Source organism: Bradyrhizobium jicamae (assembly GCF_001440395.1).
Taxonomy (GTDB): Bacteria; Pseudomonadota; Alphaproteobacteria; order Rhizobiales; family Xanthobacteraceae; genus Bradyrhizobium; species Bradyrhizobium jicamae.
On record NZ_LLXZ01000189.1, the window covers coordinates 1 to 24,973 of the forward strand.

Consider the following 24,973-nt stretch of genomic DNA (forward strand, 5'->3'; position numbering starts at 1 on the left):
TTCACCGGCGGCTCGGGATTCATGATGCTGACCGGCGGCGTGGAGGCTGAGGTCGGGAATTCGGCATTGGTCGGCTTCCCTGTCGGCATGGACGGCGGCAGCGCCGCCATCATGCCGGCTGCGGTCTGCGTAGGCGCGTTCCATGAGGCCGCGTAGCGCATGATCAGGTTTTCGTAGAGGCGCTCTTCCATGTTGGCCGCGATCTGGCGCGTGTCGGTCAGCGAGCGGAACGCGCGGCAGGCCGCCGGCGTACAGCGGTCACGGACCATCAGCACATAGGCCATCAGCCCGTAACGGTCGCGCTCGACGGCGCGGCGCAGCGCCTGCAGGTCCGAGCCGGCGCCCTTGTTCGCGGTGGCGACATCGCCGAGCGAGGTCAATAACGTGATCTGCGAGGCTGCATAGGCCACGGCCGCAGCCACTGACTCGGCCGAACCGAACAGCGTCTTCTCGCATGCGGAGAGGACGGCATCACCGGCTAGCTCGTCGATACAGGAAAGTTGCGGCAAGGCGGCGGTGGCGGTCGGGACCGGCCGAGGCGCCTCCGCCGACTGAACCGGGCTTGCCGCGCCGACGCCGCGGAGGGCCACGACACCCGCAACGCCGATCGCGAGCAGCGTGATGAGCGCCAGCACGCCGTTGGCCATGGATCTCTCCGAGCGCAGCAGCGTGATCAGAACGATGATCCCGACAAATCCGGCGGTCGCCAGCGTCAGGTAGAATGGAAGGTTCGGCGAGTGCCAGATCTGATCCAGCGAAGCAGCCCATGCCCAGTTCATGCGCGGTATCCCCTAGCGCAGCATCAAACGCTATCGAAAGCCGAATGCGTCTTTGTCGCATTCGCTTTTCGGCAGAATGGTTCTGCGAACGGGGCCTTTTGACGGCGGCGACAATGGAACCCCGTCAGCCGGCCGCTTGCACACAACTGTTTCAGGAAATCGCGAGCTGGCTTTCCTTGGCTACCCGTTCGAAGGCTTCGGTCGAGCTTTTGATGCGATACTGGCAGTCGTCGCCATCGGTCGGCAGCAGCCGTATCACCTCATAGGTGCCGCTGGCGGCCGGACGGGCAACGTTGCTGGCAGTAAAATAGACAGTCTCTCCAACGGAGTACTTATGCTTCAACGCCCTCTCCATTACGCAAAGAACGCCGGCCGCGCTCACGGTCCCGCTAGCTTTCGGCCGACTTGAGAACCCCGCGACAACCTAGCACAGCCGCCGGCCCAAAAGCCAGCGGCATCGAGGCATGGCCAATACGCCAATTCGGCATGTTTTTCAGGGCGATAACCGGCAATCCCTGGGGTTCCCCGGCGAAACCCGGTTCCCCCGCACCGAGGTCGCCCTTCCCATTATAGGACAGCTGGCCCCGGATTAATCGAATACCGCGGGCCGCCGAGCCCCGCTAATCCAGCGCAGGCTCGCGCCCGAAATCAGACCGCCTCGAACTTCTCGATGACGAGCGTTTCGGCAAGGCCGGCGCGGGTCCATTCCTGGAACGCCGGCAGCGACATCATCGCATCGAAGTAATGCCGTGCATCGTCTTTCGCCTCGATCGCATAGGTGCGAAAGCGATGCACCACAGGAGCGAACATCGCGTCCGCGCCGCCGAAGGCGCCGAACAGAAACGGTCCTTCGTTGCCGTAACGGCGATAGCAATCAGCCCAGATCTCCTGAACGCGCGCCACGTTGGCGCGAGCGCCATCGGACAGATCGACGGCGCCGACCGGACGGTGCAGGTTCATGCCGCATTCATTGCGCAGCGGCATGAAGCCGGAATGCATCTCCGCCGAAATCGAACGCGCATGCGCCCGGCGGGCGCGATCCTCCGGCCACAGCTTCGCCTGCGGGTATTTCTCTGCGAGATATTCGATGATCGAAAGTGAATCCCACACCGTGAGGTCACCGTCGATCAGCGCCGGCACCTTGCCCGCCTTCGAAAAGCTCAGGATCCGGTCCTTGTCCGCCTTGTCGTCGGTATAGAGCGGGATGAACACTTCCTCGAAGGGGATGTCGTTGGCGCGCAATGCCAGCCACGGCCGCATCGACCATGACGAGTAGTTCTTGTTGCCGATGACCAGTTTCAACATTTGCGGGAAAAATCCTGTTGGAGCCGGCATCTTGCCATAGTGCACTGCACGCGTTCAACCTGTACATCACGATGCCGCAAGCATGATCGGAGATGCCGCCACATGGGCGCCTACTGGGTCGATATCGCCGCCGTCGCCTTCTTCGTCGTCGAATGGCTGGCCTACGGCTTCACGCTCGAACACACGGCCTACGGCCGCGACAGCCTGTCGGCACGCATGAATGCCTATCGCGAGGTCTGGGTGCGCAACATGCTCGACCGCGAGGCGCGGATGGTCGACATGCAGATCATGGCCTCGCTGCAGAACGGCACCGCCTTCTTCGCCTCCACCAGCCTGATCGCGATCGGCGGCGGTCTGGCGCTGTTGCGCGCGACCAACGATGCGCTCGCCGTGTTGCGTGAGCTGCCGGTCGACCTCACCCCCTCGCCCGCGCTGTGGGAGATCAAATGCGTCGGGCTGATCCTGATCTTCATCTATGCCTTCTTCAAATTCGCCTGGTCGTATCGCCTGTTCAACTATGTCGCGATCCTGCTCGGCGCGATGCCGCCCTCGTCGCAGCGCGACACCGCGGAAGCGGAAGCCCATGTGATGCGCACGACGCGCCTGTTCGAGGCGGCGGGACGGCATTTCAACCGCGGCCAGCGCGCGTTCTTCTTCGCGCTCGGCTATCTCGGCTGGTTCGTCAGCCCCTGGCTGTTGCTGGCGACGACCGCGCTCGTCGTCGTCGTCACCTGGCGGCGGCAGTTCGCATCGAACGCCTGGCGGGCGATGGGGAGCTAGAGCACTTCCAAAATTCAGACGGTAGCCCCGGCAAGCAGGAAAGCGGCGCCGAGCGCAAGCAGCACAAGACCGGGCCAGTTCGATTTGAGTCCGAAACCGCTGGCCGGTCTTTCGGGTTCCAGGGTGCCGCTGGGCTGTCCGGTGCGAAGTCGCCTTCTACCGCTTAGTCGACCATGCCAGATCGGCTGAAACGCCATCTGCAATACCCCACCGAAAACAAGAAGCACACCAAGCCATATGAGTGTCATGCTCGTCTCCCGCCCGTGAATGGCCGCGAGCTGCCGCCGGCCGAAGGCTCCGGCGTCTCCTGGTCGATTATCAACGTCCGGCCGGTGCTCTCGTTTCGCCGATCGGAGTTCCATTTGCCCCCAAGAGGGTGACCTACGCCTCTCCCGGGCCGGCATGATCGCGCTAGGAGGCGCTGAAATCCTGCGGCGTAAAGCTGAGGTCGAGCACCTTCCATTCGCCGTAGCGGTCCATCGGCAGCATGGCGTAGGGCTGGCAGGCCTGCAGCGCGCGGACTGCTTCCTGCATCAGCAACAGCGCCTTCATCGAGGCCTTGCCTTCGATTGGGATCGGGGCGGCGGCGAGCCTGCCGTCCGGCGCCATCAGCACGCGCAGCTTGACCTCGACGTTGTCGGCGTCCGACAGCGAAGCCGGCAGCTTCGAGCAGGTCTTGAGGTGCCGGCGGAATTCCGCGATCAGCGAGCTCGCGATTTTAGCGCTCTCGATCGCCGGCCCGTCAAAATCGTCGTCACCCGTGCTGCGCCCGGGCGCGGTGGCCGAGGGCAGCGGCGAAAGTTCGGGCGGCAGGCCAAGCAGCACCTGGTACTTGATCGAGACGTCCGGCTCGGGCGGCTTGTAGGACGACGCCGCCGGTTGCGATGGCGGAGGAGCCGCCGGCTGCACCAGTTCGGCCTGCGGTTGCGGCTGTAGCTGTCCTGACGGCGGCGGCGCGTTGGCAGCGGCGGTCCTGTCCGGCACCGCAAGATCAGGCTTTGGGATTGGCGCAGGTTCGGGCCTGGTCTCGGCGACGGCCTGGTCGGCCGGCTTCGGTTGATCTGGAATCTCCTGCGGCGTCACGATCTCGACCGGGATCTGCTCGGCGGTCACCGTGCCGAACGGATGCACCTCCGAAAACAGCAGCAGAAGCGTCAGCAGCGACACGTGCGCGATCGCCGACGCCGTGATCTCAGAAGGTATGATCCGCCGCAGGTCCATCGGATCGAAACGAAGTCAGCTATTTCCACAATATCCGCCAGCATAGCGTCGGGCGGCGCGGCTGCTCAATCCCATTTCGGCGCGAAGCCAAAATCGGTCAGCCGGCCGCCGGCGCTGCCCATGTCGGATATCTGCTGCATCTCCTCGTCCGACAGCTCGAAATCGAAGATCTCGATATTCTCCGAGAGCCGCTCAAGTTTCGAGGTGCGCGGGATAGCCGCAACGCCCTGCTGTACCAGCCAGCGCAGGCAGATCTGCGCCGCCGTTTTGCGGTAACGCTCGCCGATCCGCTGCAGCGCACGGTCGCTCTTGATGCGGCCCTTGGCGACGGGACTGTAGGCCACCAGCGCCATGCCGTGACGCGCGCAGGCCTCCCTCACCTTGGTCTGGTCGAGATAGGGGTGATACTCGACCTGGTCGCAGACCAGCGGCTCCGGACAGGCGGCCACCGCCTCCTCGATCAGGGCCACCGTGAAATTGGATATGCCGATATGGCGGGCGAGCCCCTGCTGCCTGACCCGTGCCAGCGCCCCCAGCGTCTCCACCAGCGGCACCTGCGGGTTCGGCCAGTGCAGCAGCAACAGGTCGATCTCGGTCAGGCGCAGCCGCACCAGGCTTTCCTTGGCGGAGCGTTCCAGATCATGGGGCGCGAAATGCGATGGCCAGATCTTGGTGGTGAGGAAAATCTGATCGCGCTTCACGCCCGCCGCCCGCAGCCCCTCGCCGACCTCGCGTTCGTTGTCGTACATCTGCGCGGTGTCGATGTGGCGGTAGCCGAGCCGCAGCGCCTGCTCGACGAGCCGCGCGCAGGTGCGCCCGCGCAACTCCCAGGTGCCCAGCCCGATCGCCGGAATTCTTGCGCCATTGGCTTCGACAAACAGCATTGGTTGTATCCGCGGACCGGCCGCATTATGGGCTGCGGGAACAGCCGTGCCAACAGATAGCGGTTCGACGCGAAAGGCATCGCGCAAGAAAACGCGTCAAACGCAGCACTAGGCGGGCGACGGCTCCGTGGCCAGCGCTGCGAAAACGGTGTCCGGTGAATGCGCGATCACGGCGAGCAGCGCCCGCGCCGGTCCCCGCGGCGCACGCTTGCCCTGCTCCCAGTTCCGGATGGTTTCGACGGGCACGCCAAGCCTTGCCGCGAATTCGAGCTGCGTCAGTTGGGCACGGCGGCGTAGATCGCGCACCGCCGGCAGCGGCGCTGTCTCGTTCGCCTCCGGGACGGCAGGCGCGGTCTCGGGCCCGGGTATCGAAGGCGCGAGCGGGAACTCCTGCCCGTCCCGCAGCTCGACAATCCGTCCATCCGCTTTCAGCCGCAAGCGCTGCATGTTGACCTCGTGGGCCACCATCATCGGCCAAGCGCCTTAAGGTCCGCTTAACGATAAATGCGGCGCTTGCCTGACGCGTTTTCTTCACACGAGCTGGCAGCCACTTGAAAACGCTCGGCTACTTCAGCCCGAACCACAGCGTGGCGATGCCGAGAAACGAGAAAAAGCCGACCACGTCGGTGATGGTCGTGACGAAGGTCCCTGACGCCACCGCCGGATCGGCGCGCACCCGTTCCAGCACCATCGGGATCAGGATGCCACCGAGCGCGCCGGCTACCAGGTTGCAGATGATGGCGAGGCCGATCACGACGCCGAGGCCCGGGATCTTGAACCATGCCACCGCGGCGACGCCGGTGATGACGGCGAAGGCGAGCCCGTTGACGAGGCCGACCATGGCCTCGCGCATGACGACGCGGAACGCATTGTTGGAGCCGAGTTCGCGGGTGGCCAGCGCCCGCACCGCCACCGTCATGGTCTGGGTCGCGGCGTTGCCGCCCTGGCTCGCCACGATCGGCGCCAGCACCGCCAGCGCTACCATCTTCTCGAGCTGGCCCTCGAACAGGCCGAGCACGGAGGATGCCAGAAACGCGGTCGCGAGGTTGACCAGCAGCCAGTTGAAACGGGCGCGCGCGATGGTCCAGACATTGTCGGACAGTTCTTCGTCGCTGGTGACGCCGCCCAGCGCCTTGAGGTCCTCGTCGGCCTCTTCCTCGATGACGTCGACGACGTCATCGATGGTGATGACGCCGACCAGCCGGTTGGTGGTATCGACGACGGGAGCGGCGACCAGATTATATTTGCCGAACATCCGCGCGACCTCTTCCTGGTCGTCGAGCACCGAAACGCGACGGCGGTCCTCCTCGATCAGTTCGGAAAGCTGTACCGGCCGGCGGGCGCGCAGCAGCGTGTCGAGCGAAACCGCGCCCTGCCAGTGCTTGTCGGAATCGACCGCGTAGATCTCGTAAAACCGGTCGGGCAGATCGGGGGTATCGCGCATGTAGTCGATGGCCTGGCCGACGGTCCAGTCCGGCGGCACCGCAATGAATTCCGACTGCATCCGCCGGCCTGCGGAATTCTCCGGATAAAGCAGGCTGCGCTCCAGCGGCTCGCGCTCGGCCGGTGGCAGCTTGTCGAGGATCTCTTCCTTGTCCTCCTGGTCGAGGCCTTCGAGCAGTTGGACGGCGTCGTCGGACTCCAGTTCGCGAACGCCCTCGGCGACCGTCTCCGGCTCGAGCTCCTCGAGGATCTCCTCGCGGACGGCGTCATCGACCTCGTTGAGCGCCGAGAAGTCAAAATCGGTGCCGGTGATTTCGACGAGGGTGACGCGGTCCTCGGGTTCGAGGGCCGCGATCAAATCGCCGAGATCGGCCTCGTGCAGTTCCGCCACCACCTCGCACAGCAGGGGCCGGTCGGCGGCATGAATGGCGCGCGCGATCTCCTCGACGAATTCGTGACGGAGCTGCCCCTCCTCATCCCGCATCGGGAGATGGTCGAGCAGCGAGCCTTCTGTGAGCCGCGCTTCGGCGGCTTGGGCAATGTCGATATTCTCGGCCATGCCGCGCCCTCGCCGGTTTGACAGAATGAGAGAAATGTCTGAGCTATCGCCCCGCATTACCCAATCGGCTGCGCCATGCGCAATGCCAAATATCGCCAACCGCAAATGATGCGAAAATTCACCGCGGCGCTGTGCGTGGCAGTCGCGACATTGATGACCTTCATTGCGGCGGCATCGGCCGCCGAATGTCCTCGCAAGGACGCGCTCGGCACGTCGCGCGTTCTCGCGGTGGACGCCGCTACCTACCCGCGCGTCGGCCTCAAGAGCTTTCCACAGACGCTGCCGCTGCAAGACCGCGAGGTGGTGCTGACCTTCGACGACGGGCCATGGCCTGCGACGGACCAGAAGGTCCTTGCGGCGCTGGCGCAGGAATGCGTGCGCGCCACCTTTTTCCTGATCGGAAGGTCGGCCTCCGCCCATCCCGGATGGGTGCGAAGAATGGCGGCGGAGGGTCATACCGTCGCCCACCACACCTGGAGCCACCGCAATCTGAAATTCATGAAGCCGGAAGCGGCCATCGGCGAGATCGACAAGGGTATTGCCGCGGTCGAAGCGGCGCTGCACGGGACAGCCACCACGACCCCAAGCACACCGTTCTTTCGCTTCCCCTATTTTGCAATGTCACCGGCCACGCTGGAGGTCTTGCAGAAGCGCGGCATCGCCGTGTTCGGCGCCGACCTCTGGGCCAGCGACTGGAATCCGATGACGCCGGCCCAGCAGTTGAAGCTGCTCACCGAGCGGCTACAGCTCGCCCGCAAGGGCATCATCCTGCTGCACGATCCGAAGGGGCAGACCGCCGCCATGCTGCCGGCCTTCCTGCGCTATCTCCGCGACAACCATTACCGCGTGGTTCACCTGGTTCCGGCGGATGCCAAAACCGTGTCCGGCAAAGCACAATAGATCACGATCTGTTTGGCCACCGCGGTTCTTGCGCCCCGATCGGGCGCCATGGCCAAATTAAGTCTGGAATTCAGATGATTAAGACGGCATTCATGATGCCAGTTGTAAGCCGTTGCGTGCTCTTGGAATGAAGCCGGGGTTCAATGATCGCTAGCCTATTTGGGGAGCTGCGGTGGTCGTGGACCGCCTTGTGCGTGGGCCTCGTAACCTCCGTGGCCGCACAGGCTGCGCCGTCCGCCGATTGCAAAGGCCATCCCGACGCCATCGGCACGTCGCGCACCATCGTGGTCGATCCGCGCGCCTACCCCATCATCGGCACCATGCAATATGGCAAGACGCTGCCGCTGCAGGACCGTGAGGTGGTGCTGACCTTCGATGACGGCCCGCTGCCGAAATACAGCAACCTGATCCTCAATATTCTGGCCGCGCATTGCGCGAAGGCGACCTTCTTCATGGTCGGGAGCCAGGCCAGCGCCAATCCGGAAGGCGTGCGCAAGGTACGCGATGCCGGCCACACGGTGGCAACCCACACCCAGAATCATCCTGGCGGCATGGACCGCCTGCCGTTCGACCGCTCCAAACAGGAGATCGAACAAGGCATCGCATCGGTGACCGCGGCGCTCGGCGACGGCACCGCCCCGGCGCCGTTCCTGCGCATTCCCGGCCTGCGCCGCACCGACGAGATCGAGGCATTCGCCGCTTCCAAGGGACTTCAGCTCTGGAGCGCCGATTTCCCGGCCGACGACTGGCGCGACGTCTCTGCCAGTCGCGTCTATGAGCTTGCGATGCAGCGGCTGGAGCAAAAGGGCAAAGGCATCCTGCTGCTGCACGACATTCAGCCGCGCACGGTGACGGCGCTGCCGAGAATCCTGCACGAAATGAAGGTGCGCGGCTATCGCATCGTCCATGTGGTGCCGGCGACGCCAGGCCGGCCGGCGACGCCGACCGAGCCGCAGCAATGGCTGCTGCATCCGCCGTCCGAGACGGTGGCGATTTCGCGCTGGCCGAAGGTTCCGAAATTCGCTGCGGCCGGCCCGGCCGCGCTTCCTGTCCCGGCCTTGTCCGATCTTGTCTGGCGCAATCCGGATGCCGTTGCGCGCGCACAACGGCGGGGACGCGCCGTTCCCTTGCCGCTGATCGCACTGTGGCCACGGCAGATCGCCTTGCCGCCGACCAGCGTGCTGGCCACGCTGCCGGTGCCGGCCGCGAGCGTTTTCAGGATTCCGGATCCGTTGATGCTGACCTCGCCCGTGCGCCGCGTCGACACGGCCAATGCCCGGGCCACTGAAGTTTCCGCCAAGCTGGCCGGCAAGTCGCACCGCCACGGGCACACGACAGCGGCACAACCGCCGGCATCAGCCGCTCAGGCCGCGCCAATCCCACAGGGAGCGGCAACCGCGCCCAGAAAGAACGGGCGCTCGGTCCGGGTGGCCGGCCTGAAGAAGCGCTGATCGGCCGGTCCTGATCGAAGGGATCAGGACCGCGCTCCAATCATTTGTTTCGATGCATTTTCCTGACGCCTGCCCCCTCGTGCTGCCCGCAATCCGGCCAACTCAGTTCGTCACGATCTTGGCGAGGCAGAGCAGGATGACGATGGCGAGAAACAGCAGGTCGATATAGGCCTTTATCTCGCCGGCATGGCGGAGCCCGCTGACCTCGGAGATGACCTGCTTGCGCGTCGAGGTCGAATTCGGCCCCTCGCCCAGCGCCGCCACCAGACGGCGCGCCTCCAGCTCCAGCCGCTCGATGCGCTGGAAGAAGTGAAACGAGCGCAGCGCGGACGCCGCATGCATGCCGGCATAGACCAGCACCAGGACCGCGACGACCACGCGGTGCTGATATTTTTCGAGGAAGTTCAGAGCGAAATAGACCAGCGCCAGGAACACGAAGTTGGAGAGGAATCGATAGGCATAGCTCAGAAACAGCATGAAGATGCTCCGGGTGGTCTCAAGTAGCGCGAACTCTTGGAAGCGCCGAACTGCGGCAGGCGCACGGATTCGGAATCACCGGCCGGCGGGCTGGCGCACTCTACGCGAACGGTGCGACGGTAGGGCATCCAACCCGCCCCCGCCTCCAAAGGAGTTGCGCGCCGTGTCATTGCGGACACGCACAGCCCTCGCTGCCGATTGTACGAAGCCGACACCGCTACTTGTGATACGGGTACGATCCTGCCGATCAGGGCTGCGGCCACCGCAGCGGCGCTCTCAGCGACTACCTGACATCAGAAAGAGAACCCGCCATTTGCGACGGGTGCAGGTCTAGGGAGGACTACAAACTAAGCTGATTCGCGGCGCGGACGTGTACCGCAATTCACACACGCTATTGGAAACTCATGGCCCCCGTCGGGACGGCAAATCTGATCGATGTTCCTGATATCTCACGGCGGCTACAATTTGCCGTCGATCATCTTGAGCTTGACGCTCTCGCAGGTCTTGCGCACCTGCTCGGTAAAGATAGAGCACTCCTCGATGCGCTTGAAAATCTTCTTGGCTTCCTCGCGGTACGACGTTGCGGTATCGCGCATGAAGGCAATGGCATTATGCACTTCGGCGGTCATTGCCTCGCATCTCTTCGCCGCGTTGATCAGCTCGGCGCCCATGGCTTCGATTTCCTTCGCGGCGGCTTCGTAGTCACGGACCACGGCTTCGGCCGAGAGTGCGCCGACGCGCGTAACGCCCTCTTCATGCTCGACATAGTCAGGCATCGTCCCGGATGGAGCCACCCTGATCGCAGGAACGTTCCCTACGACGTCCTCTTCAAGCTTGGCTAAATCCAGCGGCGCAGTTCTGTGTAGTCGTTCGACACTCGCCATCGGTAATTCTCCATAACTCAATGAACAACCCCCAACGCGTGAGCATAGCGACCGATTCGTGGCGGAAACCTGAGTCAAAGAAAGCAACTAAAAGGCGAACGTGTGAATGCACGAGTCGTGCCGAAGTGACTCTGTTCACGCGACGCCACGCCGTGCAGGCCGCCGCCGCGCGGCCTGCACTTAAGGGGCGATTAACAGTTTTGCTTCATTGATTGAGGTTCCAGCGCAACATCCTTCAAAGCCGCAAGAATTGCGGGGCCGAACTCAACCTCTTCAGGAGGATCGATTGAGGACGCTTCTTCTTGTTTGCGCGATGGCTACGACCCTGGTCGGTTGCAGTAGCCAACAACCAGCCCAGCCATCATGCGTTGGACTGAACCCGCTGGCCTGCCTGACCGCGGTTCATGTTCCGATCGAGCCTGAAGCGCATGACGGCGATGCTGCCGCAATCAGACCGATGCCTGCCGTCGCCTCGCGCAGCGATATGCCGCCGCGATCCCACGCGCACCATGAAGTCCGTCGGACACCGAGGCCAATCAAGGTCGCGGCGAAAGCCGCTTCTCCCGTTCCGATACCGCTTCCTTCGCCGCAAACAAGCCAGCAGACGACGGGCAATGCCCTTGCCGCACAAGCGACATCAGCACGCGCCACCGATCCGCAGTCAACGACCGACGCTCTGCAGGCCCGCACGATTGAGGAGCAGATGGCGGCGGCTTCTGCAGTTGCGGAGCGAATGTCGGTCCCGACGCTGGACGCGTCGCTGGACTCGCTCGTGGCCATCCTCGTGGCTGATACGAACGTCACGTCGGTGTCCGACCTGACCGGCAAGACAATTGCGATCGACGATCGATATTCCGAACAGTCGATCAGCCGCGTCCGGTCCGCGATAGCGGCGGCGGGCGCGCTCGAGGTCCAGGTGAGCAAAGGCCAAACCACGGCGATCAATCGGCTGGTCAGCAAAGAAGTTCCGGCCGCCATCGTCGGGCTGGTCTCTGCCGGCGCCGCGGATAGTTTTCCGGAGCTCGCGCGATACAGGACCTTTCAAGTCCCGCTCAAACCTCGGTTGAGCCAGCCCAAGCCGTGACAGATTTGTCCCTCGGAGATTCAGCAGCCCGCGACGCGATAGGCGGAGCCAAAAAACCAACAAGAACAAAGCTGATCTCCGGGGGTGGCGCGCTCAAAGGGAAAAGAAGACGTCAGCAACTTCAACGGCTTGTCTAGATGGCAGACGGCGCTGTATCTCGGCGCCGGCGCTCGAGCGCGGCAACTCGTCCCAACGGCAGGCTGCGGGCCGGAGCGGGAAGTCCAGTCTCGTGTCTATCGCAAAGGCGGTTGGGAGCCTTGCGATATTCCTAAAGCCTCGGACCGGAATTGAGCCATGTTCTTTAAATGATATTGCGGAATGCCGTCGATATTGCAGCTCGCCCGGTCTGCTCCAACTCTGGTTGAATTGATTATTCGTGCAGCCGTGATCTGCGGCCGCTACCATGATCCGAATCGATCCTACCGGCTTGCGAGACGCTTTCATCAAGCCGCGCTGATCCCAGCGTCGGCCTCAATCAAGAAATTCATGCATGTTTGACTTTCTCAAATCGGTGATCGGCGTCGGCAAACCGGCAGGAATTACGACAGAGGCCGACAACGCCACGGCCAGGGAAATCGTAACGGACCTCAAGCGGCTGGAGACGGTCAGCCCGGATCTCGCGAAGCGCGCCATCGCCTATGTCCTGACGGGCGAAGGCAGCTCCGTGCTGCTTCAGATCGAGCAACAGGCAAACGCCGTCCAGAATGCCCTCGGCCGCTATCATTATTATGCGACTCCGACGACTGCCGCCCAGAAAGAGGCGGAGAGCGCGATGAAGGCGCGCAGCAATGTTCTTGGGCGTCAACATGGACCCGAAGCGACGTGGATACGTCGCTATTTCGAGGTGCTCGCGCTGCCTCACAAGGGCGCGCGCTGGGGCATGTTCTCGCATCAGGGACCGAGCCCATCGTGGCTTCGGGGGCTTTTTGCCCAGAACGAGCTCGGCCTGCAGACGAAGCTGGCAACCGATTTCAATACGGTTCTGAGCTGGCGCGATGCTGAAGACAGCGCGACGGTTTTCGCGCTGGACCTGCTCGTTCTGGAGAAGGTCAACCAATATTACCTTAGCGGCCACGACATCGGATCGAAGTTTGATTTCAAGGGCGGCCTGCTCGCGGAGAAGCAGGCGGTCATGGCGGCCTTTGCAAAATACGACCGCCCGGGCCAGGCCATTGTCATTCACATCCTGAAGCAATTCGACCTGGTCAAGGACGAGTATTTTCACTTCATCTACCAGCAGTACCTGCTGACAACCAGCAAGGCCGTTCGCGAGGCGGCCCAGAACGCGTTGCTCGCCTCACCGCCCGAAACGTTGGCCGCAAGCGCCACCCAGACGCTGGCCGACGGCAACCCGACGGCGCGTGCGCAGGCAGCGCAGATCCTGCCGCTCGTCATGGGCGAACGGGCGCGGCCGCTGCTCGAAAACCATCTTGCCAAGGAAACATCGAAGACCGTCCGCAAGGTCATCGAGCTCGGGCTGGGATCGGCGTTTGTCAGCGATGACGCAGCGAAGACTACGCGCACATTAAAAGGCGATAGCGCCGACGGCTACCTCGCCGCCGACGGCACAGAAGTGCTTTCGCCGCCACTCGCCGCGTTGCCGGAACCGACGCCGCTGTCCGATAGCGTCAAGGCTGGTTACTACGGCATGCTCGACAAGGTCTACGCCAACTCCGTGAAGTACTACGAACAACAGAAGGCGAGCTACGAGCAGGCGACGGCCGAGCAACGGAAAGCCTGGTGGAAGGCGAACCCTCCAACACCGCCCAAGCCATTCGACCGCTCCATTGCCGACCGGTACTGCGCGTTTTTGGGCTCGGACGCGCCGATCAACGAAGCCGCGGTCACCAAGGTTGGCAACATCTCCCTGTTCACTTCCTACCTTAGCGAGGCCGCGGCCGATCCGCCGTTCAACAATCCGGAACTGACGCTGTGGCATCTCTGCCGTGCGCGCTCCATGGAAGAATGCGTGTCAAATAACCCGCGCTGGTTCCTGGGGAATCTGCTGGATGGCCGCGGAGCCATCCCCGCCGCCATTCATGCCCGACTGATCAACGGCGTCGATCTGCGCACCGTGACGGCGTCGATGCCGAACCTGGACCCCAAGGCGCTGGCCTTGCACGCGCTGAACACCGGCATCTCCGAAGACCTCTCTGCGGAAGCGGTCTGGCCCTATCTCGCGGCTCATTTCGACGTGCTGGACCAGGCGCTCGGGCAAGTGGCGTCAACGGATTTTCGCGATCCGCCGATCTTGAACGCGCTGGGCTTGCTGCGCCTGTTCCCGAAATTGCCGGCACGCTATTTCAACACCGTCCTGATCCACGCGCTGTCGTCGAAGAAATCCGTCAACAAGCCGGCCCGCGCGTTGCTGCTCGGGATCGATGGAATCGAGCAACGCCTGCTGCCGTTCCTTTCGGACAGCAAGCAGGATGTCCGCTCCGGCGTCGCCCAGATGCTTGGCGCCATCGGTGCCGAGAGCGCCATCGAACCGCTCAAGAAGGCGCTGGGCAAGGAGAAGTCCGAACTGGTGCGAGCTGCCGTGCTCGGCGCGTTGCGCAGGCTCAATGTCGATACCTCCAGCTACGTCTCGCCGGAAATCCTGATCAAGGAAGCCACCGCCGGCCTCAAAGGCAAGAAGGCCAAGGATATCGGCTGGTTTCCGCTCGATACCCTCCCCGCCCTCAGTTGGGCAAGCGGCGGCGCCGTGCCGTCAGACGTTCCACGCTGGTGGATCGCGTCAGCGGGAAAGCTGGCGCAGGCGGGCGGCAATACGCTGTTCTCGCTCTGGCTCGATCAGCTCGCGCCCGAGAGTGCCGAGGCGCTCGGCCGTCACATCCTCGGCAGTTTCCTGCGCTACGATGCAACGCACTGCACCGAAGACGAGGCAAATGCCTACGCCAAGGCCAATGCCCAGCAGCGCTACGATACGTATCAGGATTACGCCAAGCGCTGGGACAACGAGTTCTACCGTTCCTATACGTATGAGAAAGCATTTGCTGATCTCCGTGCCGAGCGATTTGCCGTTTATCTGAACAACGCCCAGGCCGATCGCGGTATCCTCGGGCTCGCGACACGCGCGGAAGGTACCTTCGCGGTCCAGATGGTCCGCACCTATATGCGCGATCACTACAAGAGGACCGCGCAGGTCAAGGCGCTCACGGAATATCTGAGCGGCAACACGTCTTCGGCCGCGCTGCAACTGCTGCTGTCGATCGCCCGCCGTCATCGCACCAATGCGGTCCAGGTGCTGGCGCAAGCGCTGGTCGAACGCCTTGCCGACGAACGGAACTGGACCACCGACGAGCTGGCCGACCGCACCATTCCCACTGCCGGTCTCGATGAGCGCGGCACGCTCGACCTCGAGATCGGCAGCCGCGTCTATCAGGCGAGACTCGATGCCGAAGACGTGCTCACGCTCTACAATCCCGATGGCAAGGTGGTGAAGAGCCTGCCCCAGGTCAGCGACGGACCTGACAAGGAGAGTGCCGCGGAAGCCAAGAAGGCGCTCTCGAACGCCAAGAAGGAACTGAAGCAGGTTCACGAATTTCAGGCCAAGCGGCTGTACGAGGCGCTCTGTGTCGGTCGGCGCTGGCAGGTTGCCGACTGGCAGCGCTTCCTGCTCGAGCACCCGATCGTCGGACGGCTGGTGCAGCGCCTGGTTTGGCTGGGCCTGGACGCACAAGGCGAAATCGTCGCCGCGTTCCGGCCGCTTGAGGATCTGTCGCTGACCGATAGCAGCGACAATGCCGTCGATCCCGCTTCTTTCACGGCGGTCCAGCTCGCGCACCGTTCGCTGTTCACGGCCGAACAAAGCGAAGCCTGGAAACAGCATCTCGCCGACTACAAGGTCGACCCGCTGTTCAATCAGCTCGACCGCCCGGTGCTCACGACCGCTGTTGGCAACTCCATCGACGACCGGGCCGGCCACATCATCGAGGCATTCAAGCTGCGCAGCGCGGCGCAGAAGCTCGGCTATGAGCGCGCGCAAGCCGAGGATGGCGGCTGGTTCACGCAATACATCAAGCCCTTCGCCGGCGTTGCGATCAACGCCGTGATCGAGTTCACGGGCTCTCCGCTGCCTGAAGAAAACCGGGCGGTGGCGCTGGTTGCGGCCAAGTTCGTGCGCGCGCGCAAGGGCGGGCGGTCAGCATACGGCGTGCAGATTGCGCTCAACGAGGTGCCCCCGGTGCTGCTGAGCGAAGTCTGGAACGACCTTCATCAGATTGCACGCGCTGGCAGCGGATTTGCCGAGGACTGGCGCAACAAGGTGGGCTGGTAATGGAACAACGAAATGCGTTGCAACTGCGCCCCAGCGCCGAGATCCGGTTCGCCGACGAACTCGCGGCGCTGAAGGCCGCCGATCAGGGGCGACGGCCGCCGGGATGGGCGCTCTCCGCACGCGCGGTCCGCAGCTTCATCCTCGGCGACAGCAAGCTCTCTGTCAGGCGCAAATTCTATGGTGACGACGCGCTGGTCGAACGGGCCCTGGTCGCCTTGATGAGCGAGCAAGGCCTGATGCTGGTGGGCGAACCGGGCACGGCCAAGTCGATGCTGTCGGAATTGCTGGCTGCAGCGATCAGCGGCTCGTCGATGCTGGTGGTGCAGGGATCGACTGGCGTCACCGAGGATCATGTTCGCTACGGCTGGAACTATGCGCTGCTGATCGCGGAGGGACCGACCCCGCGCGCGCTCGTCCCCTCCCCGGTAATGGAAGCGATGCGCCTTGGCCGCGTCGTGCGCATCGAGGAGCTGACGCGATGCCCGCCGGAGATTCAGGATGTCCTGATCTCCGTGCTTTCGGAAAAGGTGATGGCGGTACCCGAGCTCGGCGAGAGCGCCAGCGTCTACGCCGCACCGGGTTTCTCGGTGATCGGCACCGCCAACCTCCGCGACCGCGGCGTGCATGAGATGTCGAGCGCGCTCAAGCGCCGTTTCAACTTTGAAACCGTGACGCCACTGACCGATCCGGCGCTGGAAACGGAGTTGATCCGTCAGGAAGTCGACAAGCGGCTCGGTCAGGCCGACATCGCCGTGAACTTTCCCGACGAGGTTACCGATCTCCTCGTCACCACCTTTCAGGATTTGCGCCGCGGTCAGACCAAGGACCAGGTGCCGCTGTCAAAACCGTCAGCCGTGATGTCGACGGCGGAGGCCGTGAACATCGCCCATGCGGCGGCACTCGAGGCGGCGTTCCTCGGCAATGGCGATGTCGGCGGCGGCCATATCGGGCGCCAGTTGCACGGCGTCATCGTCAAGGACAATGCGGAGGACGTGAAGAAGGTTCGCGCCTATGTCGACCACATCGTCAAGGAGCGCGCCCGCCGCAGCAAAGTGTGGTCGGATTTTCTCGGCGCAGTGAAGGCCATGAAAGACGAGAGCTGAGGCTCACGGCATGAGCGTACTCGACCCGGCCGCGACCGCCATCCGCCTGTTTGATGCCGAACGCAATCTTCACTTCTTCCCGATCCGTCATCACTCCCCTGCCTGCGCATTGCACTTGCGCGAGGCGCTGCGCGCCATCCGCCCCGCCGCGGTCCTGATTGAGGGGCCGGTCGATTTCGAACCTCTCATCGGCGAGTTGCTCGCGCCGGGCGTCGTACCGCCGGTTGCGATGGTGGCGTTGCCCGATAGCGAGGCGCGCGAGAAAGGCCGCGGCGGCACCACCTATTATCCCATCTGCCGGCATTCGCCCGAATATGTCGCGATCCAGCAAGCGACCGAACTCGGCGCCACCGTCCGCTTCATCGACCTGCCGTCCCGTCACCCCTCGATGCTCTCGGACGATCGGGACAGGCAGGACCAGCCGCTGCTGCCGATGCGGGAGACCATGTTCGATCGCGGCGCCTATGTGGAGGCGATGTGCGCACGAGCCGGTTTTCGCGATGGCCTGGCGTTATGGGACGGCTTGTTCGAATCGCGCGCTCGCAACACCGACTGGCGCGGCTTCTTTGCCAGCGTCGGCGCCTATTGCTCGGCGTTGCGTGCGGCATCGGACGAGAATGAATTGCAGGCTGACGGGACGCTGGCGCGCGAAACCATGATGCGCGCCTGCATCGATAACGCGATTGCAGCTCGCTCCGGACCGATCGCTGTCGTGACAGGCGGCTTTCACACGCCCGCGCTGATCGACGCGAAACCGGAAACGCCGCCGCCGGCCGGCGCCGCCACCCGCTCGAATGCCTGGCTCATTCGCTACGACTTCCGCGCCCTCGATCGCCTCAACGGCTATGGCGCCGGTCTTCCACTGCCGGGCTTCTACGAGCGGGTGTGGGAACGCCTGACCGGAACGAATGATGCCAACAGCTCGCTGACCGAGGAGATCCTGGTTGGCTTTCGCGCGCATCTGATCGCGAACGAACCGGCGCTGGCGTTCGCGTTCCCGACCCTTCGCTCGATGGTCGAGGCGGCAAGGCGCCTTGCCGAGCTGCGCGGGCTGTCCGAGCCCGGGCGGACCGAGCTGTTCGACGCGCTGCGATCTTCGGCGATCAAGGAGGAAATCGAAGTCGGTGCTCATCCGCTGTTGGCCGCCTTCACGACATATCTTCAGGGCGACCGGCTGGGCGATCTGCCGCCCGGCAGCCGGCTGCCTCCATTGGTCGAGCGAGCCAGGGGCGAAGCCAAATCTCTCGGCCTGTCGCTCGAAGACGCCGTGCCCAAGACACGCGAGCTCGATATCTACCGCAAGCCCCGCCACGGTCAGACCAGCCGGTTTCTGCACGCCATGCGGCTGGTCGCGCCCCCCTTCGCCCAACGCAACAAAGGCCCCGACAGGGTGCATGGCTTTCGCGCCGACATGCTGATGGAGACCTGGACCTACGCCTGGTCGCCCGCCGTCGAGGCCTCGCTGATCGAACGGGCGGCTGATGGCGAAACCGTCCGGGATGCTGCCGCCACGATCCTGATCCGGCGCCTTGCCGATCTCGAGAAAGAAGGCCAGCGCAACAACGCCGAGGCGGCCTTCAACCTGTTGAGTGTCGCCTTCGATGCCGGCATCGGCAGCGCCGCCGACACGCTGGTTGCCGCCGTTGGCGTCGCAGTGGACGAGGACACCAATCTGGCGCGCCTGACCAACGCCCTGGTGATCGGTCAGGCCCTCAACAGCCGCGCCAGGATGATGCAGTCCGATACGAGCATCCGGGCTTTCTCATCCCTGCTGCCTCCTCTGCTCGATCGGCTGGCGCGGCGCATCGCCGAGTTGCTGTACGACCTCGCCGCCGTCAACGCCGACAATGTCGGTGAAGCGATAGGCTGCTTGGCGGCGCTGGCGGAGGCAATGGCCGATCCCGATCCGCCATTTCCGACAGAGCCGCTCCGCGATGCCCTGCAGCATCTGATGACCGTCCAGCTCGATCCGCAACTGACCGGCGCCGTCATCGCGCTTGCCGCCTTGATCGGCCTGATCGAGGAGGCCGAAGCGGGACGACGTCTGTCGGCTGCGCTGGCAGGAGCATTCGAGCGCCCCGGCGATGCCGTACGCACGCTTTCGGGCGTGATGGCGCTGGCGCCGCAACTGTTCGTCAACGAAAGCAGCGTCATCGCGGCGATCGACGGTTTGTTCGGCGCCGTGGACGACCAGGGATTTCTCGCGCTGCTGCCGCAACTGCGCATGGCATTTGCGGAACTCAGCCCGCAGGAGACCGATCGGGTCGCCGCCGCCGTCGCGGCGGCACATGGGGCCGGCGAAGACGACATCGCCATCCTGCAGCAAGTCCCGGATGCGCGGGTGCTGTCGGAGCACCTGGCTCTCGGCGAAAGGCTGCGCAGCCAATGGCTCCAGGACGGTCTTGCTGCGTGGCTGGAGCCCTCGCCATGACGCCGCCTAACGACAAGACCGCTCAATTGTCCCCGGAGCAGACACGGCGCCTGCTGCGCTGGCGCATGGCGTTGGGGCGCTATGCGGACAATCAGCTCGGCAGTTCAGGCCTCTCGGCTGAAGAGCTGCGCCGTGATCAATTGCTCGAACGCATCTATGCGGAGCGCGCGCGCCAACGCGGCCTGCGCCTGGGCGGCGCGAGCCGCAAGGGCTCGCTCGATCCGAGCCAGATCACCATTCCCGACTGGCTCAACGACAGCCGCCGGCTGTTTCCCGCTTCGGTGTTCGAGACCATTCAGGGCCATGCGCTGAACGACCTCGGCCTGGCCGGATTGTTCGCCGATCCAGCCTCGCTGCAGAAGCTGCAACCCAATCTCGACCTGATGAAGGTGCTGCTCGCCTTCAAGGGCAAGGCGGACAAGAATCTGGTCGAGGCGATCCGCCGGGTCGTCGATACGGTGGTCGAGGAGCTCAAGCGGAAACTGAAGGCCGAGATGGAACGCGCGTTGTCGGGCCGGCGCGATCGCTTCCGCCGCGGCAAGCTGCGATCGACGGCCAATCTCGACCTCCGCCGCACTATCAGGGACAATATGCGGCACTACAGCCCCGAGCATAAGGCCGTCATCGCCGAGCGGCTGCATTTTGTCGCCCGCAACAAGCGACGCATGCCATGGACGATCATCCTGTGCGTCGACCAGAGCGGATCGATGCTCAACTCGCTGATCCACGCCACCGTGATGGCCTCTATCCTGGCGGGGCTGCCGGCTGTCGACGTGCGCTTCGTCGCCTTCGATACCTCGATCGTCGATATGTCCGACAAGCTTGCCGATCCGGTCGATCTCCTGCTCTCCGTGCAGCTTGGCGGCGGCACCGATATCGCGCGCGCCATGACCTATTGCGAGAGCCTTGTCGTCAATCCAAGCCGTACCGTCATTGCGTTGATCAGCGACTTTGAGGAAGGCGGCTCGCTCGCCGACCTGCTGCGCTGTGTGCGGCGCCTGGCGGAAGCCCGCGTCAGGCTGATTGGCCTCGCCGCGCTCGACACCGACGGCGCGGCCGTGTTCGACCGCTCCGCCGCCGCGAAGCTGGCAGGCCTCGGCATGCACATCGCAGCCATGACGCCCGACCGCTTCGCGGAATGGCTGGTCGGCATCATGGACTAGATCATGTCGAAGCTCATCCCGCTTTACGCCCAGATTGACGACGCCACCCTGGAGGCCATGGCCTCCAAGGGCATCGTTCGCCGCGGGCGCGCCGATGCGGCCAATGTGCAGTTCGAAACGATCGGCGCCGACGAGATCGTCTGTAACATCGAGGGCGCCACGGTGCGGCTCGACGACAAGGGCCTCGCCAAGGCGCGCTGCACCTGCCCGGCTGCCACCACGTGCCGGCACAAGATCGCGATTGTCTTCGCGCTGCGGACCCAGGCCGGCGAGCAACCGGCCGCGCCGGCGGTCGAGATCGATTGGCCGGCGCGGCTTGCGACCTTCGACCGCAAGACCTTGCTGAGCGCCGTCGGCAAGACTGGCCTGCGCGAGGCCATCCGGCTGTTTGCCCTGGCGGAAGCTGCGACGATCCACCCCGGCGGTCTCTCGCTCAGAGTGGTGCTGCGCTTGAGCGTGGAGGAGATAGAGATCGCGGTGCCGGCCGAGGGCGGTTTCAGCGCCGTCGTTTCCGGCCTGCCCGAGCGCCGCCGGGCGGCCGGCCATGCCGCAGCGATCCTCGCGGCGCGCCGCCATTTCGGCCACGAGACGATCGAGATCGACGAGGCGGAAGCTGTCGCCGATCAAAAGGTGTTCGTACCTGACGGACCGCTACTTGCCGCCATGCGGGACGCGGTGTGCCGCGCCTATTCGCAAGGGTTTGCCGTCCCATCGCGCGCGCTGGAAGAGCGGCTGATGCTGCTGGCGATTTCCAGCCGCGCCGAGGCGATGCCGCGTCTGTCAGCCAGCCTGCGGCGCATCGCCGAGGGGCTGGAGCAGCGCCGCTCGCGCAATGTCAATCATGACCCGGTGGAGTTGCTGCGCGAGATCGCCTTTGCCCACGCCCTGCTCTATTCGGTTTCGCACACCAGCGATGACGCGCGGTTGCGCAGACTTGCGGGTACGGTGCGCGCGGAATACGAACCCATCGGCGATCTCGGCCTGATCGGCCTCGGCGCGACGCTGTTCGAGACGCTCGCCGGCGCGGTCGGCGTGACCGGCCATTTCGTCGAACCGGCAACAGGGCGTCGGTTCACGGCCACGCTGGCCAGGGGCACCACCCACGACACGCGCTTCGACCCGCGCGCGGCCCATCGCACCCAGTCGATCTGGGGCCACACGCTGGCCCGGCTTTCGTCGGCCACCTTCCATCTTTCCGGCGCGCAGGCTTCGTCCACCGGCCAGCTCTCCTTGTCGCAGACGAGCCGCGCCGAAGCGATCCAGCCGTTCAAGCCGGGCCAGGAGGAAATCGCCGGTTGGGCGCGGGATCGCAGTGGCCCGCTCGCCGATCTCGCCCATATGTCCTGGCCGATCCTTGCCGACCATCTTGCCCGCTGCTTCGCGCCTTCGCTCGATGCGCCGCCGCTTTCGGCACAGCCGGTCATCCTGCTGCCGAGCCGCATCGCGCCCGTGACCTTTGACGATCTGACCCAGCGTCTGCGCTGGCCATTGATGGACATGAGCGGCGCGTGGATTTCGCTCTCGCTCGACCATGACGACGAAGGACGTGGGCTCGGCGCCAGCCGCATCGCGGCGCTCGAGGCCGCGCTCGGCGACGGCGGCAACAAGCGGCCGTTTGCCATCGTCGCGATCGCAAGGCCCGATGGCGGGAAGATCGTGCTGGAGCCGATCGCGCTCTGGGGCGAGACCCAGACGTTGCTCGATTTTCCTGATCGAATCCCCGCACAGGGCGGCGACGTCGTTTCCCGCATCATGGCGGGCCTGCGCAGGCGAGCAGCCCAGTTCGCACCGCCGCCGCCGGCCGACGTTGTCGTGCGCCAGACGTCGCACCTGCTGCAAACCGGCGTCGATGCGCTGATCGGCTTTGCGGAAGCCGGCCTGCACGCCTCCGCCCAGGAGAGGCTGCTGACGCCGCTGGCGAAGACCTATCAGCTCGCGTCGCTGACGCCGCTTGCCGAACTGTTTTCGCGAACGATCGCAAGCCGCGGAAACGACGCCTCCCCCGCAGCCCTGGCCACGGCGCAGGGACTGTTCACGCTGCAGAGTTTCAATAGCCGCCTTCAGATCTGGACGTGACCTTAGTCCACGGTGCCTTTGCCTGACAATCCGATCCGTTCGCGCGGCGCTGGCGTCAGATCGATTCGCCGTTCGGCACTGCGCCTTTGTGGTCCGTGCGGTAACGGCCGCTGGGTCCTGAAGCACGTCTTGGCCAACAGGCGTGCCTCGGTGTCCCAATAGTTATCGTCATCAGCCACGGGCCGACACCGCAAATGTCGCAGATCACGTCGCGTCCGTTGGCGCAGTTGACAACCGCACCCTGGCGCGCTCGCACAACATCGACGAGGTCACGACCCCGGCCACCATGAACGGGTGACGTTCTTGGGAAACAAACCAAAAAATGAGTAAGATCAACACGTAAAGTGGGGGTGGTGCACTCGGAAGGCGGAGATGACGTTTGCAATTTCAGTACGTTATTCAGATGGGCAAAGACGTTAGGTACGGTTCGCGGCTATGGATGCTTTTCGGGCCGGTGTAACCCATGGATCGGGACGCTTGAGTGAGGCGCGCTTGATCTTGGCTTTTCCGCCAATACCGGCACGATGCGAATCGCTGATGGGTCAAACCGGCGACGTCGTCATTCCACGGCCTGCGACCTACAGCATATTCCGTTGCACCGATCGCCATTGACCCGGCGCGCCCGTCTTGCCATGTTGGCCGCCCCGACAATCCAGGGTCGTGCATGCAAGTCGTTCGTTCCGTTCGCCTCTGGATGAAGGAGGGCCGTTCAGACAAGCTCTATGAAGTCGATCTGGTCGATCTCGAGCGCGCAGACGTCGATGCACGCTATCTCGTCAATTTCAGATATGGCCGTCGCGGCACGTCGTTAAGGGATGGAACGAAGACTTCGTCTCCGGTCACCCGCTCGACCGCCGAAAAGCTGTTCGACAGTGTCGTGGTGTCCAAGATCAACGACGGTTATCGCCGCGTCGATGGCGACGCACCGCAGCCGGCGGTTCTCGACACAGCCGCCACTGCCAATGGACGCGACACGGAGCTACTCAAGAAGCTCGCGATCTGTGCGCGTAGTGCATGGCCCGACAACGAACGCGACCGCCTGTTCTGGCGCCTCGGCTTGATCCGGCTGGCTCCCGCCTATCCTCAACTCGCCGCCATCGCCGAGAAGATCGGCGCGGCGAACGCAAGTTACAGCCTCGTGTATGCGCTGGCGCGCTGTGGCGGCGCGAACGCCGTCGATCTGCTGCGCAGCTGCGCCGACGTCAATGTCAGTCTCGTGACACGCGACTACGCTGCCTATGCCCTGGCCAGCGAACTGATGGGCGAGCGGCGGCCGCCGCCACGTCTGTCGTTGCCGCGAACGACGGATACTGCGGCGACACGCGATATCGAGATGGCGCTGACGCGCGGCGACGGCGCGGGGCTGCTGCAGGCCCTGCTGGCGGCGAGCTCGGCACATCCGGGCTTCGCCAATCAGTTCCTCATCGCTCTCGCCCACCATGCGCTCGCCGATGGCGCGGCACGCAAGACGCTGCTCGCGGCGGTGCGCGCGATGAGTCCACGCCCGCCCTATGTTCAGGTGCTGCGGCGCCTGTTCAAATATGCCGATCTCACCGACGACGGCCCGCTGTTCGCCGCAACGGCGCGGCAGTTCGAACTGGCGACGCCGATGTACCGTCGCGGCCGAGTCTATAACGACCGCGTCTGGGTGCCCGGTTCGCGCCAGGCGCTGAAGCTCAGCGAGGAATTGCGGAGCGCAACTCCGCGCATCGCGCTGTCCGACCAGACCCTGCTCTACTTCAAGCGGCGCGCCTGGCGCATGCTGCGCAAGCGCGCCGAACTCGGACAGGACGCCTTCACGGCGATGGCAAGTGAGCTCCTCCTCGCCTTCACCGACGCCGACGGCGTCAAGCCGGCGACATGGACCGAGTATGTCCGCATCGACGGCCGCTATCAGCCCGCCCCCCATGCCACCGAGGCGCTCAGCCGGGTCTGGAGCGTCAGCCACCTGCTGCATGAAGCCGCCGAAACCAGCCGCTTCAATCCCAATGCGCTCACGCATCGCCATGTCGGCGCGCGGGCGTCGGCGCAGCGTGAGGAAGCGTTCCCCGCGCTATGGGATGCCCAGCCGCAGCGGCTGCTGCGCATCGCGACATCGGCGCGCAATCACGCCGCGGCACGCTTCGCGGCCGAGGCGCTGCGGCTGGGCCCGCC

At 64.4% G+C, this 24,973-nt stretch carries 18 protein-coding genes and 1 pseudogene; 10 read left to right on the top strand and 9 right to left on the bottom strand.

Features of this window, described 5'->3' with window-relative positions; genetic code table 11:
- The 3 genes from CQ12_RS31895 to CQ12_RS31905 form a co-directional block, all read right to left on the bottom strand.
- The coding region (locus CQ12_RS31895) for a hypothetical protein (protein WP_057839247.1) at positions 1 to 779 on the bottom strand (779 nt) is incomplete at its 3' end.
- Between the two features lie 151 nt (positions 780 to 930).
- The gene (locus tag CQ12_RS31900) at positions 931 to 1,134 is read right to left on the bottom strand and encodes a hypothetical protein (RefSeq protein WP_108517906.1); all 204 of its coding nucleotides are present in this window, start codon (positions 1,132 to 1,134) and stop codon (positions 931 to 933) included.
- Between the two features lie 293 nt (positions 1,135 to 1,427).
- Positions 1,428 to 2,084: a glutathione S-transferase family protein gene (locus CQ12_RS31905; protein WP_057839248.1), complete on the bottom strand. Its 657-nt coding sequence runs from the start codon at positions 2,082 to 2,084 to the stop codon at positions 1,428 to 1,430.
- A 102-nt stretch (positions 2,085 to 2,186) separates the two neighbouring features.
- Between CQ12_RS31905 and CQ12_RS31910 the strand changes: the two genes are divergently transcribed.
- Entirely contained in the window at positions 2,187 to 2,864 is a 678-nt protein-coding gene (locus CQ12_RS31910) for a DUF599 domain-containing protein (protein ID WP_057839249.1), read from the top strand.
- Positions 2,865 to 3,275: 411 nt separating this feature from the next.
- On the opposite strand, the gene CQ12_RS31920 is transcribed toward CQ12_RS31910, so the two are convergent.
- From CQ12_RS31920 to mgtE, 4 genes are all read right to left on the bottom strand, one after another.
- Positions 3,276 to 4,031: a hypothetical protein gene (locus CQ12_RS31920; RefSeq protein WP_245310253.1), complete on the bottom strand. Its 756-nt coding sequence runs from the start codon at positions 4,029 to 4,031 to the stop codon at positions 3,276 to 3,278.
- Between the two features lie 119 nt (positions 4,032 to 4,150).
- Positions 4,151 to 4,969: an aldo/keto reductase gene (locus CQ12_RS31925; protein WP_057839251.1), complete on the bottom strand. Its 819-nt coding sequence runs from the start codon at positions 4,967 to 4,969 to the stop codon at positions 4,151 to 4,153.
- A 108-nt stretch (positions 4,970 to 5,077) separates the two neighbouring features.
- Positions 5,078 to 5,416 (bottom strand): helix-turn-helix domain-containing protein, encoded by a 339-nt coding sequence (locus CQ12_RS31930; RefSeq protein WP_057839263.1) that lies wholly within the window; start codon positions 5,414 to 5,416, stop codon positions 5,078 to 5,080.
- Between the two features lie 118 nt (positions 5,417 to 5,534).
- A complete protein-coding gene (gene mgtE, locus CQ12_RS31935) occupies positions 5,535 to 6,971 on the bottom strand; it encodes a magnesium transporter (protein ID WP_057839252.1) in 1,437 nt (478 codons plus the stop codon).
- 153 nt (positions 6,972 to 7,124) lie between these two features.
- Here mgtE and CQ12_RS31940 point away from each other — a divergent pair, with 153 nt between their 5' ends.
- Positions 7,125 to 7,871, top strand: coding sequence for a polysaccharide deacetylase family protein (locus CQ12_RS31940; protein WP_245310254.1), 747 nt, complete (start codon positions 7,125 to 7,127; stop codon positions 7,869 to 7,871).
- Between the two features lie 212 nt (positions 7,872 to 8,083).
- Complete coding sequence (locus CQ12_RS31945) at positions 8,084 to 9,322, top strand: polysaccharide deacetylase family protein (RefSeq protein WP_347337453.1); 1,239 nt, start codon at positions 8,084 to 8,086, stop codon at positions 9,320 to 9,322.
- A 102-nt stretch (positions 9,323 to 9,424) separates the two neighbouring features.
- On the opposite strand, the gene CQ12_RS31950 is transcribed toward CQ12_RS31945, so the two are convergent.
- Complete coding sequence (locus CQ12_RS31950) at positions 9,425 to 9,799, bottom strand: hypothetical protein (protein ID WP_057839254.1); 375 nt, start codon at positions 9,797 to 9,799, stop codon at positions 9,425 to 9,427.
- Between the two features lie 458 nt (positions 9,800 to 10,257).
- Entirely contained in the window at positions 10,258 to 10,683 is a 426-nt protein-coding gene (locus CQ12_RS31955; RefSeq protein ID WP_057839255.1) for a hypothetical protein, read from the bottom strand.
- A gap of 457 nt (positions 10,684 to 11,140) precedes the next feature.
- Here CQ12_RS31955 and CQ12_RS46900 point away from each other — a divergent pair, with 457 nt between their 5' ends.
- From CQ12_RS46900 to CQ12_RS31990, 7 genes and pseudogenes are all read left to right on the top strand, one after another.
- Positions 11,141 to 11,767, top strand: a complete 627-nt coding sequence (locus CQ12_RS46900) for a type 2 periplasmic-binding domain-containing protein (RefSeq protein ID WP_057839256.1) — start codon at positions 11,141 to 11,143, stop codon at positions 11,765 to 11,767.
- Between the two features lie 490 nt (positions 11,768 to 12,257).
- On the top strand, positions 12,258 to 16,046 hold the full coding sequence (locus CQ12_RS31965) for a DUF4132 domain-containing protein (RefSeq protein ID WP_057839257.1): 3,789 nt from the start codon (positions 12,258 to 12,260) through the stop codon (positions 16,044 to 16,046).
- A complete protein-coding gene (locus tag CQ12_RS31970) occupies positions 16,046 to 17,149 on the top strand; it encodes an ATP-binding protein (protein ID WP_057839258.1) in 1,104 nt (367 codons plus the stop codon). Before CQ12_RS31965 ends, CQ12_RS31970 begins: the two co-directional genes overlap by 1 nt.
- A gap of 10 nt (positions 17,150 to 17,159) precedes the next feature.
- On the top strand, positions 17,160 to 19,580 hold the full coding sequence (locus CQ12_RS31975; protein ID WP_057839259.1) for a DUF5682 family protein: 2,421 nt from the start codon (positions 17,160 to 17,162) through the stop codon (positions 19,578 to 19,580).
- On the top strand, positions 19,577 to 20,743 hold the full coding sequence (locus tag CQ12_RS31980; RefSeq protein ID WP_057839260.1) for a VWA domain-containing protein: 1,167 nt from the start codon (positions 19,577 to 19,579) through the stop codon (positions 20,741 to 20,743). The genes CQ12_RS31975 and CQ12_RS31980 overlap by 4 nt, the downstream gene beginning before the upstream one ends.
- A gap of 3 nt (positions 20,744 to 20,746) precedes the next feature.
- The gene (locus CQ12_RS31985) at positions 20,747 to 22,819 is read left to right on the top strand and encodes an SWIM zinc finger family protein (RefSeq protein ID WP_057839261.1); all 2,073 of its coding nucleotides are present in this window, start codon (positions 20,747 to 20,749) and stop codon (positions 22,817 to 22,819) included.
- A gap of 664 nt (positions 22,820 to 23,483) precedes the next feature.
- Positions 23,484 to 24,973 (top strand): annotated as a pseudogene (locus CQ12_RS31990) (hypothetical protein); the annotation flags it as partial.

Coding starts and splice junctions, on each gene's coding strand:
- CQ12_RS31900 (WP_108517906.1), bottom strand. CDS start 1,134: ATGGAGAGGGCGTTGAAGCATAAGTACTCCGTTGGAGAGACTGTCTAT.
- CQ12_RS31905 (WP_057839248.1), bottom strand. CDS start 2,084: ATGTTGAAACTGGTCATCGGCAACAAGAACTACTCGTCATGGTCGATG.
- CQ12_RS31910 (WP_057839249.1), top strand. CDS start 2,187: ATGGGCGCCTACTGGGTCGATATCGCCGCCGTCGCCTTCTTCGTCGTC.
- CQ12_RS31925 (WP_057839251.1), bottom strand. CDS start 4,969: ATGCTGTTTGTCGAAGCCAATGGCGCAAGAATTCCGGCGATCGGGCTG.
- CQ12_RS31930 (WP_057839263.1), bottom strand. CDS start 5,416: ATGCAGCGCTTGCGGCTGAAAGCGGATGGACGGATTGTCGAGCTGCGG.
- mgtE (WP_057839252.1), bottom strand. CDS start 6,971: ATGGCCGAGAATATCGACATTGCCCAAGCCGCCGAAGCGCGGCTCACA.
- CQ12_RS31940 (WP_245310254.1), top strand. CDS start 7,125: ATGACCTTCATTGCGGCGGCATCGGCCGCCGAATGTCCTCGCAAGGAC.
- CQ12_RS31950 (WP_057839254.1), bottom strand. CDS start 9,799: ATGCTGTTTCTGAGCTATGCCTATCGATTCCTCTCCAACTTCGTGTTC.
- CQ12_RS31955 (WP_057839255.1), bottom strand. CDS start 10,683: ATGGCGAGTGTCGAACGACTACACAGAACTGCGCCGCTGGATTTAGCC.
- CQ12_RS46900 (WP_057839256.1), top strand. CDS start 11,141: ATGCCTGCCGTCGCCTCGCGCAGCGATATGCCGCCGCGATCCCACGCG.
- CQ12_RS31965 (WP_057839257.1), top strand. CDS start 12,258: ATGTTTGACTTTCTCAAATCGGTGATCGGCGTCGGCAAACCGGCAGGA.
- CQ12_RS31970 (WP_057839258.1), top strand. CDS start 16,046: ATGGAACAACGAAATGCGTTGCAACTGCGCCCCAGCGCCGAGATCCGG.
- CQ12_RS31975 (WP_057839259.1), top strand. CDS start 17,160: ATGAGCGTACTCGACCCGGCCGCGACCGCCATCCGCCTGTTTGATGCC.
- CQ12_RS31980 (WP_057839260.1), top strand. CDS start 19,577: ATGACGCCGCCTAACGACAAGACCGCTCAATTGTCCCCGGAGCAGACA.
- CQ12_RS31985 (WP_057839261.1), top strand. CDS start 20,747: ATGTCGAAGCTCATCCCGCTTTACGCCCAGATTGACGACGCCACCCTG.